Annotated in this window: 9 protein-coding genes and 1 pseudogene; 8 read left to right on the top strand and 2 right to left on the bottom strand. The window is 39.9% G+C overall.

What is annotated here, in order from left to right; translation table 11 throughout:
- On the bottom strand, window positions 1-2,885 hold a 2,885-nt coding region (locus ACHBIE_RS10460), incomplete at its 3' end, for a Spy0128 family protein (RefSeq protein ID WP_394733297.1).
- 543 nt (window positions 2,886-3,428) lie between these two features.
- Between ACHBIE_RS10460 and pgfS the strand changes: the two genes are divergently transcribed.
- Entirely contained in the window at window positions 3,429-4,388 is a 960-nt protein-coding gene (gene pgfS, locus ACHBIE_RS10455) for a glycosyltransferase PgfS (RefSeq protein ID WP_105122551.1), read from the top strand.
- 2 nt (window positions 4,389-4,390) lie between these two features.
- Window positions 4,391-7,279 carry a YfhO family protein gene (locus ACHBIE_RS10450; protein ID WP_394733296.1) on the top strand — a complete coding sequence of 963 codons (2,889 nt, stop codon included), beginning with the start codon at window positions 4,391-4,393 and terminating at the stop codon, window positions 7,277-7,279.
- A 98-nt stretch (window positions 7,280-7,377) separates the two neighbouring features.
- Here ACHBIE_RS10450 and ACHBIE_RS10445 read toward each other — a convergent pair whose 3' ends face one another.
- On the bottom strand, window positions 7,378-9,036 hold the full coding sequence (locus ACHBIE_RS10445) for an NFACT family protein (protein ID WP_394733295.1): 1,659 nt from the start codon (window positions 9,034-9,036) through the stop codon (window positions 7,378-7,380).
- 656 nt (window positions 9,037-9,692) lie between these two features.
- Here ACHBIE_RS10445 and trpX point away from each other — a divergent pair.
- The 6 genes and pseudogenes from trpX to ACHBIE_RS10415 form a co-directional block, all read left to right on the top strand.
- A complete protein-coding gene (gene trpX, locus ACHBIE_RS10440; RefSeq protein ID WP_394733294.1) occupies window positions 9,693-10,700 on the top strand; it encodes a tryptophan ABC transporter substrate-binding protein in 1,008 nt (335 codons plus the stop codon).
- A 20-nt stretch (window positions 10,701-10,720) separates the two neighbouring features.
- Entirely contained in the window at window positions 10,721-11,587 is an 867-nt protein-coding gene (locus ACHBIE_RS10435; protein ID WP_105110935.1) for an ABC transporter permease, read from the top strand.
- Window positions 11,584-12,342 (top strand): ABC transporter ATP-binding protein, encoded by a 759-nt coding sequence (locus tag ACHBIE_RS10430; protein WP_394733293.1) that lies wholly within the window; start codon window positions 11,584-11,586, stop codon window positions 12,340-12,342. The genes ACHBIE_RS10435 and ACHBIE_RS10430 overlap by 4 nt, the downstream gene beginning before the upstream one ends.
- A gap of 99 nt (window positions 12,343-12,441) precedes the next feature.
- Window positions 12,442-12,882, top strand: a complete 441-nt coding sequence (locus tag ACHBIE_RS10425; protein WP_394733292.1) for a hypothetical protein — start codon at window positions 12,442-12,444, stop codon at window positions 12,880-12,882.
- 57 nt (window positions 12,883-12,939) lie between these two features.
- Window positions 12,940-13,401, top strand: a complete 462-nt coding sequence (locus ACHBIE_RS10420; RefSeq protein WP_394733291.1) for an ATPase — start codon at window positions 12,940-12,942, stop codon at window positions 13,399-13,401.
- A gap of 9 nt (window positions 13,402-13,410) precedes the next feature.
- Window positions 13,411-13,716 (top strand): annotated as a pseudogene (locus tag ACHBIE_RS10415) (DUF2130 domain-containing protein); the annotation flags it as partial.

Below are 13,716 nucleotides of genomic sequence, written 5' to 3'. Positions count from 1 at the left end.
GAAGTAGTTGTTTCTACAGAAGTTGTAGTTTCTTCGGAAGTCGTCGTTTCTTCAGAAGTTGTAGTTTCTTCAGAAGTCGTCGTTTCTTCGGAAGTAGTAGTTTCTTCAGAAGTCGTCGTTTCTTCGGAAGTAGTTGTTTCTACAGAAGTTGTAGTTTCTTCGGAAGTCGTCGTTTCTTCAGAAGTTGTAGTTTCTTCAGAAGTAGTCGTTTCTTCGGAAGTAGTCGTTTCTTCGGAAGTAGTCGTTTCTTCAGAAGTAGTTGTTTCTTCGGAAGTAGTTGTTTCTTCGGAAGTAGTTGTTTCTTCGGAAGTAGTTGTTTCTTCAGAAGTAGTAGTTTCTTCAGAAGTAGTTGTTTCTTCGGAAGTAGTTGTTTCTTCAGAAGTTGTTGTTTCTTCGGAAGTAGTCGTTTCTTCGGAAGTAGTCGTTTCTTCGGAAGTCGTCGTTTCTTCAGAAGTAGTTGTTTCTTCGGAAGTAGTTGTTTCTTCGGAAGTAGTTATTTCTTCAGAAGTAGTTGTTTCTTCGGAAGTAGTCGTTTCTTCGGAAGTAGTCGTTTCTTCGGAAGTAGTCGTTTCTTCAGAAGTAGTTGTTTCTTCGGAAGTAGTCGTTTCTTCGGAAGTCGTCGTTTCTTCGGAAGTAGTCGTTTCTTCAGAAGTAGTTGTTTCTTCGGAAGTAGTTGTTTCTTCGGAAGTAGTTATTTCTTCAGAAGTAGTTGTTTCTTCGGAAGTAGTTATTTCTTCAGAAGTAGTTGTTTCTTCGGAAGTCGTCGTTTCTTCGGAAGTAGTCGTTTCTTCAGAAGTCGTAGTTTCTTCGGAAGTAGTTGTTTCTTCGGAAGTAGTTGTTTCTTCAGAAGTAGTTGTTTCTTCGGAAGTAGTTGTTTCTTCAGAAGTTGTTGTTTCTTCGGAAGTCGTCGTTTCTTCGGAAGTCGTAGTTACTTCAGAAGTAGTTGTTTCTTCGGAAGTCGTCGTTTCTTCAGAAGTTGTCGTTTCTTCAGAAGTCGTTGTTTCTACAGAAGTCGTCGTTTCTTCAGAAGTCGTCGTTTCTTCGGAAGTCGTCGTTTCTTCAGAAGTAGTGGTTTCTTCAGAAGTCGTCGTTTCTTCGGGAGTTGTAGTTTCTTCGGAAGTTGTAGTTTCTTCAGAAGTCGTCGTTTCTTCGGAAGTTGTCGTTTCTTCAGAAGTAGTCGTTTCTTCAGAAGTAGTCGTTTCTTCAGAAGTAGTCGTTTCTTCAGAAGTAGTGGTTTCTTCAGAAGTAGTGGTTGTTGTAGTTTCTTCTACAAATACGTTTGTAAACTTAGCAGCATCAGATGTCACCTTTGCAACAAGTTGACCGCTATTATTTGTGACAGTTATTGAGACAGTTTTAACGTTTGTATCATAAGTCACACCAGTTGCAGAACCTGCAACCTCTTCGATAGTGTAGGTGTAGTCACCAGTTTTAGTGAACTCGATTTCATCGAAAGTGATAGAACCGTCAGCATTATTTGTTGCACGACCAACTTCTGTACCTTCTGAATCTTTGAGTACAAACTCAAACTCACCATCAACAAGCTCACGACCTGTCAATACTTTTGTTGCAGTGATCGAAAGACTGGTCGGTTTGATTGAATAGTTATTTGTAAAGGTAACTGGATCTGAAGTGATACGAGCTTGGAGCTTTCCATTTACACTTTCAACGTGCACGGAAACAGTTTTTACAGAGCTGTCATATGTTACTCCAGGTACTGAACCAGCTACTTCTTCGATTGTAAAGGTGTAGTCTCCTGCTTGACCAAAATCAATTTTATCAAACTCAATGGAGCCATCAGCAGTATTGGTTGTGCGACCAACCTCTATACCATTTGAATCTTTCAATACAAATTCAAACTCAGCAGCCTCAAGCTCTCTACCTAACATGGTTTTCTGAGCGCTAATTGTAGCTTGTGCTGGAACTGTATTAAAAGTATTTTTTAAAGTTATTGGATTCGAAGTTATAGTAGCCTCAAATTGACCATTTTTCTCAATTACTGAAACAGAAACTTTGTGGGTGGAATTATCATATATAAGGTCAGTACGATTCCCTTTTACCTCTTCTATCGTATATGTAAAATTACCAGCTTCAGTTAATTCTATGGAATCAAAAATTATGGATCCATCCGCTCGATTTGTCGTACGTCCAATTTCTACTCCAGCATCATTCTTTAAAATGAACTCAAACTCTCCACCTTTTAACTCATAGTCCGACCCAAAGAGTTTATAGGTTTCAGTGACAATCTCCTGTATAGCGTAGCCTTCGGCATCATAAGACACTTTTTCTATTGTTCTTTGACCATACATTTCTTTTAAGGCGGTGATCTCCAAATGTCCAGCTTCTTGAACAGTTAGATTCAAACGGTTGCTTGCATTGATCCCATTAAGAACGACCTCGAGCGGGCTAACCTGTTTCTTTTTAAATTGTATAGGCACAAGGAACTGACTTGATAATTCTCTCACACCTGTTTCCGCTTTAGTGTTTAGGTAAGTATCAATATTTTTAAATGTGATTTTAGCAGAACCACCTTCATTCTCACCTTTAGATACAATTGCAACATCAGCAATGGCGATTCCGGTTTCCGGATCTATGATTTCCCTATCTGTATTTTCAATTGTAAACGGACCAGGGATTCCATATAATAAATATTTACCATCATCTAGTTCGAATTCGGGATTTGGAATAGTAAAATTTACACGTAAGCTATAGTCATTACCAAGAATAAATCCATAATTTGGTCCTGATAACTCAACCTGCTCAGACAATATTTGACTTGTAAAATAGAAATCAGTTATTTCTTGAGCTTCTACGCTTTTAAAAATTCCAAATAATCCGATAAACATACTTAAAAATGCAATCGACGTTTTGAAAAATTTTTTCATTGCTATTCTCCTTTTATTTTGAATTATAAAACTAATTCATTATAAGTAATTATAATAGATTTACCTTGGAAAATCAAACTATTTAATTTAAATTTGCATATATATTGGTTGAAAGTAATTTTATAAGTTAATCTTAGTTAATAACCCACATTATTTTCAAAGTCCAATTGAAACGATATATATTCATAAACCAAATATAAATTAGCATTTACAATTTGATAAAAGCTCGGAACAAACGTTTTTCATATCCTAAATTGTCAAATTTAGCTAGACTTTTTCAAGTGACTCAGAAAAACTTGGTAGGGTGTTTGATAATGCAAAGACTTTCTAGGGATCTTATTCCTTAAATGTGGTAGTTTATCTGAGCCTAACATAGATGGCTTTTTCTGTCTAGCTTAATTTTAAAAATAGGGTTTCAAATTTTATAAGAAATTATTTATTTTTTTAGGAAAATTGATATAATATACTTAGAAAATATATCTAGTAAAATCAGTAACTTTCTGATTTTTTATTTATTATTTTCATATAATGAAAGGAGATACGATGAAATTATCCCTACTCATTACCTTTTATAATGAAGAGGAAATGATATTGAAAACCCATGAAAAGATGACAGAACAGTTAGAAGAATTGCTAGGCACCTATATTGATAATTATGAATTGCTCTATATCAACGATGGAAGTACGGATAATACCTTCCAATTAATTAAAGGTATTGCAGAAAAGAATCACCACGTCAAGTTTATTAGTTTAAGCCGTAATTTTGGTCGTGAAGGTGGAATTCTTGCTGGTTTCAAATATTCTACAGGTGATGCCGTCATGGTTATGGATGGTGATTTACAACATCCTCCACACTTAATCCCTATATTTTTAGATGCATATTTTGAAGGGTATGATTTAGTTAGTGGTCAGCGTGATCGTGTGGGTGAATCTAAACTTGGTAGTCTGTTTGCGAAATTGTTTTATCAAATTTCAAATCGATTCATGGATGTGAAATTAACGGATGGTAAATCTGAATTAAAATTACTGAGCCGAAGAGCTGTTGATACCTTTATAGCTCTCCCAGAGTACAATCGATTTAATAAAGGACTCTATGAGTGGATTGGATTCAAGGAAAAAGTCATTCCATATAAAAACCAAGTTAGGGAAGTTGGAGTTAGTAAATTTGGATTTAGAAAATCATTTAATTATGCTGTTCAGGGCATTATCTCATTTAACGATAAACCACTAAGAATTTGTATCCAACTAGGTGGAATTAGTATTTTGTTGGCGCTTATTTATCTAGCAACCGAATTTTTTAAATATTTCTCAAATGTTGAAGGTTATGTAAGTGGCTATTTTACAACTATTGCAGCAATTATCTTGTTTGGTGGAGTGCAACTAATTTCAATCGGAATATTAGGAGAATATATTGGGAAAATATACTACGAAGTGAAACGACGACCGCATTTTGTGGTAGATGATTCAAATATTGAAAAAGCTAAGAAAGATAGGGTTGGATAAAAGTGAAAGATAAAATATTTTTTTTTAAAAAAATAAATAAGAAGAGTAGCATCTTATTAGCTAGTTTTTTGTCTCCATTAATTATTGTTGCCTACATTTGGGCAATAATTGGCTTTTACCCATTTGGTGATAAAAGTATTATGGCTGTCGATTTTGGTCAACAGTACATTAGTTTCTTTGCGCTATTGAAAAATGCAGTATTATCGGGAGATTTTAGTTCCTTACAATATTCATTTACAAAGTCGATTGGTGGAGAGATGACCGGCGTAGTGGCTTATTATTTACTTAGCCCATTAAATTTAATCTACATTATCACGCCACTATCACATTTCCCATTGGCTGCCAGCCTTACAGTTTGGCTTAGGTATGGCTTATTCGGTCTTAGTTTTGCCTATCTCTTAATCAAACGCTATAAAGGTTTAGAAAAGGATATTTGGCTAGTACCAACACTTTCTACAGCCTATGCCTTATCAGGAATGATGGTTTCTTATCAAATGAACCCAATTTTCTTTGATAACATGTATATGCTTCCGCTGATTATTATTGCACTGGAAGAGTTGATTGATGGTAAAAAACCGATAAAATACATTCTATTTTTGGCTATAAGCATCTTTATGCAATTTTATATTGCATATATGATTTGTATTTTTATCGCATTATATACCCTGTATTTTGCTTCGACCAAAATTATTACGAAAGATAAAAAGATTAATCTTCGAGAATATATTCGTTCAGTATTGCAGGTTCTTGGGTATTCACTCATTTCTGTCGGTATTTCAGCAATTCTTTTAGTCCCATTGGCTATCAATCTTAGCCAAAGTAAGGGGAGTATTCAAAATTCATTTAGTTTTCCACTCGCCTTTCAAGTCAATCCCTTAGACCTTATTGCGAAAATGATGATAGGGGGATTTGATACCATGAGTTGGGCAGCTGGTCCCAGCTTGCCAAACTTTTATGTTGGAGGTTTAGCATTCATTGCTGCATTTTTCTTCTTCCAACTTAAGGAAGTTCCAAAAAATCGAAAAATTGGGATGGCCGGTATCTTACTATTCTTCTTGCTTTCCATCGTCTATGAACCTGTGAGTAAACTATGGCACATGGGGCAAAACCCTGCTGGTTTCTTTCATAGATTTTCTTGGTTGATTTCTTTTCTACTCATACTAGTGGCTTATCAAGTCCTTCGTGGTCTTCCTAAACTCTCTAAAAAATCGTTTATCATTAGTAGCCTCGTAGCTGTTTTATCAATTTTCTACGTATCTACACAAGACTATACATTTATTTCAAATACTCAACCAGCGGCATTGACAAATTTTGTTAAAAAATACGCTGTATTAGTTGTTTTAGCGATTTTCAGTGTGTATGGTATAGTTGCTTGGAAGCTGTTTAGAAAGTTTTTTGCAAATCGAAAACAACTTCTGATTATAGTATCCGGAGCAATCATTTCTACCGCACTTACTTCTTATTTGCTACTGAAGGGAATCTTACTCCATCAATTACTCTTGACTCTTTGTATTTGGTTGCTAGTGCTGTTTGTCTTGCACATGGGACAATTAAGTAAGTTTAAATGGCTGTTGGTTGTTGTCACAATTTTTGAACTTTCCTACAATATGTTTTTGTCACAGGTTACTCTAGCATACCCATCAGCAAGTAAATTTGCAGATGCGACTATTTCTGTAAAACGTGTGATGGATACGATCCAGGATGGTACGGATAATGAGTTTTACCGAATAGCAACAAACTTTAATTATTCAAAAACAACACCTTCATTATTGAACTACCCAGGTCTGAGTACCTTTAGTTCCAGTTTAGAGCGTTCAACTTTGAATCATTTTGCCTATCTAGGTGATATTGGAGTTAATGCAGCAACAAATTATATCAATGGTACTCAGCTAACAGATGCCTTATATGGAGTAAGCTATTATGTCATGCGTAAACCCTTTACTTCAGAAGATATGAAAGCCAATCCTGAAAAGATGTACTTTGCTTTGAATACGTCTCGTCAGGATATACAGGATTACTTTACTGAAAAAGTTTATGAAGACGATCGATATGTTGTCTATCATAATCCAAATGCATATTCTATTGGTTTTTCTACGAATGATTCAATTCAGGATATTGAGCTAAAACTGAGCCAACCTGTAACGAATCAGAATGCGATTTTATCAGCTATGTCAGGAACCGACAAAAAATATTTTGAGCAATTTGGTTTCAGTTCAATTGAGTTGGATAATCTTGAAAAAACTACTGACGATAGTAGTAAGTATCAATATAAACGGATTGACAATTCTAAACCAGGGATTATTAAGTTTAATTTAATTCCAAAAAGTTCATTCACTTATTATTTCTTAGCACCTCCAGCAATTAGAGAATACAGAGAAAAATTAACAATTCTAAGGAATGGAAACGGTTTTCCGACTCAGATTACCAATTCACAAAAGAGTTTATGGCCACTGACTCATAACAGTGAAGGAAAAACGATTACTCTCGAGTTTAGATTTGATACGGATGATGTAAATCTGGACGGAGTTGGTCTTGTTAGGGCAAATAATAATGAGATTACAAAGGTATTGCAAGCTAATCTGTCTAACAATATTGAAGTGACGAAATGGTCCAATACCAATATTCAAGGAACCATTCAAGCAGCAGAAGGTCACGAAATTGTTCAAACAAGTATCCCCTACAATTCAGGTTGGTCAGCTTTTGTAGATGGAAAAGAAGTAGCGATTAAGAAATCGCTTGGTAGCATGATTTCATTCCCGATAACACCAGGTGAACACGAAATTGAATTACGTTACCAACCTAATGGAATGTTACTTGGTACGGTTATTTCGCTTTTATCACTATTTTCTTTGTACTATATTCAAATTAGAATCAAGAATAAGTCACTTTAAATCTGATAGAAATAAATTGCATCCGAATAGTATAATTTGTGAAAAAATAATTAAAAGATAAAGTTAATTTGATAAATTTTATAAGAAAAATCCATGAACTAGATTTTCATGGATTTTATTTTATCTTCAGTTGGGGTGACACGGAGGGTTTTCTGACCTCGGTAGGTCACAAAGCCTGGTTTGCCACCTGTTGGTTTATGGAGTTTTTTGGCTTCAATCATATCGACTTGGACCAAGTTAGAATGCCTTGCCTTGGAGAAGTAGGCGGCCAACTCAGCTGCGTCTGTCTTGACCTCGTCACTTGGGTCCAAGTTATCGGTAATGACCACATGGCTGCCTGGAATGTCTTTGGCGTGGAACCAAAGTTCACCTTTCTTTGCCATTTTGAAGGTCAACTCATCATTTTGCAGATTATTTTTCCCAACCAGAATAATAGTTTTCCCGTCCGTCGCCAAGTAACGTTCAGGTTTCTGACGCTTATGGATTTTCTCACGATGACGGCGTTTGAGGTAGCCTGTTTCAATCAATTCCTCGCGAATCTCATCAATTTCAGCCAGACTAGCCTGTCCCAGCATGGTGTCAACGGACTCCAGATAGACAATGGTCGACTTGGTTTCCTCAATCAAGCTGGTCAAGTGCTTGACTGCCTCCTTGAGTTTCTGGTATTTCTTGAAGTACCGCTGGGCATTCTGGCTAGGCGTCAAAGCCACATCCAACTCAATCTCCAGCTCCTCGCCCGTATAGTAGTTGTCTAACCGCACATTCGACTGGTCGTTGGGCACCTGATGCAGATAGGTGGTCAAGAGCTCGCCCTTTTGTCGCACCAACTCCGCCGTCTCCGTATCCGCCAATTCCTGCTCCTGCTTGACCAGTTTCTTGCGATTTTTCTCCAACTCACTGGCTACCCGTTTGATCAGCTCATTGGCCTGCTGGGCCACCCGATCCCGCTCCGCCTTGTCCTGATAGTAGAAGTCCAGCAGACTGCTCAGGCTCTCAAAGTGTGGCTGTTTTTCAGGGCTATTGGCAAATGGCAGAGCAGCATAGGATTTGTCTGTCAGGCTAGGCTGAGTTGCCTGGTCAAAAAAGGCACGGAAGTTCTTGAGGCGGTCTGTCTGCAAATGACTGGCCAGTTCAGAAGCCGTATCCCGACCCAAACCTTGAAAGAGCTGTTGGAGATTTTTTGGACTCAGTTCCTGAGTCGATAAGATTTCAAACAATTTCTCATCAGACACCGTATAAGGATTGAGAGAATGCGTCTCCGGTGGACGAATGTAGGTGGAACCTGGCAAGATGGTCCGGTAGGAATTTTGCGAGAAACCAACGTGCTTGATAGCCTCGATAATCCGTTGTTCAGACTTATCCACCAAGATGATATTGCTGTGCTTGCCCATGATTTCCACAATTAAGGTTGCTTGGATATGGTCGCCAATCTCGTCCTTGTTGGACACCGAAAATTCTAAAATGCGGTCATTGTCCAACTGACGAATCTCCTCGATAATGGCTCCCTGCAAGTATTTTCGTAAAATCATGGTAAAGGTATTGGGCACCTTGGGATTGGTAAAGTCCGACTGGGTCAGCTGAACCCGTCCGAAAACCGAATGGGCAGACAGGAGCAACTTATGGCTCTGACGGTTGCTGCGGATGTTGAGGACAATCTCCTGTTCAAAGGGCTGGTTGATTTTCTGAATCCGCCCACCTTCTAAATTGGCCTTTAACTCAGCCGTCATGTGATGTAAAAAAAATCCGTCAAAAGACATGGTTTTCCTCTTTCTAATAGCTGTAACTCAGTCTATTATATCATACTTCGGTGGTTTTTTGATGAGAGTGGTAAAGTAGGTAGGAGAAAAATTTTCAGAAAATTACGTCAAAAGTATTGACAAAGTGATTTTGATACCGTATAATCATCTGTAATCAGAAGAAGTAGTAAAGCAGAAGTCTTCAGGGAGCCTGTGGTGCTGGGAACAGGTGGCGGAGTTTTATGAAATGGGCTGATGTGCAGAATTGTCTGTCTTCAGACTTAGGTGCACAAATGATTGTTTGGCATAACATACTTTGCGTAGACTGTTTTGGCTGAGTACGAGGCAGGTCGACGTAGCTTATACTGGCGGTATAGCAAGGAGAGCTAACGAAGTACTCAGCCAAAACAGTCACGTAAATGAACTTAAAACAATGATAGTTCGGTCCGCACACCTTACAGTGCAACTCCTTGTTAGAGGAGATGAGATATGGGAGGATTCTAGACAATTCCCATAAGTGAGGTGGCACCGCGTCATTGACGCCCTCGCATACGATTTTAGTATGCGTGGGCTTTTTCTATACAAAGGAGATTACATTATGATGAAACGATGGCGTAGCTTACAGATCTTGAATTGACGAAATAGATACAATTGTTTTAATAAGAAAGAGGTTTATGATGAAAAATAAAAAATTGATGGGTGTGTTGATTGCATTTTTTGCGATTATTGTGGCTGTAGTGATTTCAAATCAGAATAAACAAGAGACCACAACAGAGACTGGGACGGAATCTCAAACCGTTAAAATCGGAGTTCTCCAATATGTGAGTCACGCTTCCTTGGACGAAATTTACAAAGGAATCGAAGCTGGTCTCAAAGAAGGCGGCTACGATAAGGATGTCAACCTAGAAATTGATTTTATGAATGCAGAAGGTGATCAATCTCAAGTGCAAACCATGAGTAAAAAATTGGTCGATAATGGCAACGAATTGCTGATTGGTATTGCGACACCAGCAGCCCAAGGATTGGCTAATGCGACTAACGATCTGCCAATCATCATGGGAGCTGTAACCGATCCGGTCGGTGCCAACTTGGTTGCTGATTTGAAAAATCCTGGTGGCAATATCACTGGCGTTTCTGACCAAACACCAGTAGCAGATACTATTGACTTGATTAAACAAATCACCCCAGAGGCAAAAACAATCGGTGCTCTCTTCTCATCAAACGAGGACAACTCAAAGGCCCAAGTTACTGAATTTAAGGCGGCAGCTGAGGCAGCAGGCTATGAAGTTATCGAGTATGCAGTTCCTTCTTCAAACGAAATTGCCTCAACAGTAGAAGTTGCCTCAACCAAGGTAGACGCCTTCTTCACACCAGTTGACAATACCATTGCATCGGCTTTCTCAACAGTCGTTTCTGCAGCCAACAAGTCTAAAAAACCAATCTACACTTCTGTAGAGGATATGGTCGAAGGTGGCGGTATCGCATCTGTAACCCTCAGCCAATTTGACCTAGGTGTTGCTACTGGTAAAATGGCTGCCAAGGTTCTTGACGGTGCTAAAACAGCTGACACACCAGTTGAAGTCTTTAACCAAGGTACCGTTGTCGTCAACCAAAAAGTAGCTGATGAACTTGGCCTTACCCTTCCAGCGGAGATTGTTGAAAAAGCAAGCCGCGTGATTAAATAAACGAAATTTTAGAGAGAATTATGATCCTTTCCACCATTTCCCAGGCCCTGCTTTGGGCCATTCTTGGTCTTGGTATCTTCATGACCTTCCGTATTTTGAACTTTCCAGATATGACGACAGAGGGTTCCTTTCCCTTGGGCGGAGCAGTGGTTGTGACCTTGCTTACTCAGGGTGTCCACCCGATTCTTGCGACCTTAGCTGCTGTTTTGGCAGGCTGTTTGGCAGGGCTTGTGACCGGTCTCCTGTATACCAAGGGGAAAATTCCAACCCTCTTGTCGGGGATTCTGGTTATGTCTTCCTGCCATTCCATTATGCTCTTCATCATGGGGCGAGCCAATCTGGGCTTGCTCAATATCAAGAGTTTGCAGGACCTCCTGCCTTTTGATAGGGAGACAAATGGATTGATACTAGGCCTAATGGCAGTTGTGGCTGTCATCTCTGCTCTGCTATTCTTCCTAAATACCCGCCTGGGTCAGGCCTTTATCGCTACGGGTGACAATCCCGACATGGCGCGCAGTTTTGGCATTCATACCAGCCGTATGGAGCTTATGGGTCTGATCCTCTCCAATGGAGTCATCGCCCTTGCTGGTGCCCTCATCGCCCAGCAGGAGGGTTACGCGGACGTTTCGCGCGGTATCGGTGTCATCGTGGTCGGCATGGCCAGTCTCATCATCGGTGAGGTTTTGTTTGATAATGTGACAATGGCGGAGCGTTTTATCACCATTGTGGTGGGAGCGATTTTCTACCAGTTCTTGATTTTGGGTGTGATTTCCCTGGGAATCAATACCAGCTACCTCCGCATTTTCTCGGCCCTCATCTTGGCAGTCTGCCTCATGGTCCCTGAAATCAAAAATAACATCCTGAAAGGAGCCAGCTTGACCAAATGAATGCAATCGTTGAACTAAAAAATGCGCGTGTGGTGGTCAACAATGGCCTGGACCAGGAGCGCGTGATTCTAAAGGATGTCAATCTGACTATCTACCAAGGGGATTTTATCACTATTCTCGGTGGCAATGGTGCTGGTAAGTCCACCCTCTTCAATGTCATAGCAGGTACCCTGCCCTTGACCAGTGGAACAGTGTCTATCTTGGGCGAGGATGTGACCAAGTGGCCAGCGGAAAAGCGGGCCAAGTACCTGTCCCGGGTCTTTCAGGATCCCAAGATGGGAACGGCACCTCGGATGACTGTGGCGGAAAATCTTTTGATTGCCAAGTACCGTGGCCAAGGTCGTGGGTTGGTTCCTCGGCAACTTCCCCAGCATTTGGAAGAGTTTGAGGCGACCCTAGCAAAAATTGGCAATGGTCTGGAAAAGCATATCGCCACTCCAGCTGGTTTCTTATCGGGTGGCCAGCGTCAGGCTCTCAGCCTCTTAATGGCCTCTATCGTCAAGCCAGAGCTGTTGCTCTTGGATGAACACACGGCGGCCCTTGATCCAAAGACCAGCCAGTCCCTCATGAATTTGACGGATAGCCTGATTGCCGACCAGGAGCTGACTGCCCTTATGGTCACTCACCAGATGGAGGATGCCCTTAACTTTGGCAATCGCTTGATTGTCATGAAGGATGGTCAAATTATCCAAGACCTCAATCGCCAGCAAAAAGCGGAAATGCAATTGGAAGATTACTATAAATTCTTTGAGTAATAAGCCTGGAGCGATTCAGGCTTTTCTTATCAATCAATACCAATAATTAGTGATTTGTGTTATACTATAACTAACGAAGCTGTATAGGAGGAGTAGTTTATGCCTCAAAATCGAAAGGAACGCTTGTTTTTTGGCATGTTAATGTCAGCGATGATGGGATTTGTAATGACTGTTTATAATTTATGGTGGGCAGGTCGCTTGCAACTACCTATTTTGTTGCCATCTTATTTCTTGGGAGTGGTTGTCTCTTTTATAGCATCGCAATTTGTCAATCCTTTAGCCCTCAGATGGATCAATTTCATCGGACCAAAATTACCTTCTGAAAAGCATATTTCCTTTGCTATGATTAGTTTTCGGTCTGTTGCAATGGGGTTAATTATTGGAGTATTTGGTATGTATATGAGCCATCTTCCCTTTCATCTACCGATTTATGGTTTCCGCTTTTTGAGAAATATTATTCTGTCGCTTCCCTTGAGTTATTTTATTGTCAATCCTCTTGCGAGACGTATCCTAGTCTCAGTGAGGGAAAGGAACAGTTAGACACTGGCTTTGCTGGTGTTTTTTCATTTTTTAGAGATTTTTTGCTATACTAGACATATGAAAATTTCAATTACTACAACCTCTACACACTATCAATTAAATGTGGTATACTCCGTTTCTGCATCTTTGACAGAAACATGGGATTTACTGGCTACAGACGCTGGTTTTGCCAAATGGTTTCCAGAACTCCATATTGAAGGACAAAAGTTGGTCTTTGAAATTGAGGATTTCCGTGAGGAGATGGACTTGTTGACCTATCGCGAACCGCATGAGATTTCCTATACTTGGGATACTGCTCGGGTTGGTTTTATTCTGACAGCTCAAGAAGGTGGGAGTCACATTGCCTTTGAGGAAATCATTCCTAAGGATTTTGGCAATGAATTTGCGACGGCTGAAAAAGATATGACCGGTTGGCTGGTCCAGCATGAATATATTCAAGCCTTGCTTGAGGGGGCTGAAGTGCCAGAACAGAAACCCTTGCAAGAAAAGTGGTCGCACTTTGTTCAAGAACAGATTTAGGAGAAAATCATGCACAATATTACTTGCCCGCATTGTGGAACGGCTTTTCAAGTTAATGAAACAGAATACAGCCAGCTTTTGGCTCAGGTTCGTGGTGTGGAGTTTGATAAGGAAGTTCATGATCGTTTGGCGCGTGAGACAGAGTTGCTGGCTCAGAAGGCTGAAAATGACTTGCAGGCTAAATTGGCTGACAAGGATAAGGCTATTTTAGAACTGACAGCTAAGGTTGAGCAGGTGTCTAGTCAGACGGAACATGAGGTCAGCTCTGCTATTGCTCAAAAGGATAAGGAGTTGATGGCACTTCAGGCTCAGCTG

Origin of the sequence: Streptococcus sp. A23 (assembly GCF_043674155.1) — a bacterium.
Classification (GTDB): domain Bacteria; phylum Bacillota; class Bacilli; order Lactobacillales; family Streptococcaceae; genus Streptococcus; species Streptococcus suis_V.
Note: the sequence above shows the minus strand (reverse complement) of the source record. Positions and strands in the feature narration are given on the sequence as shown.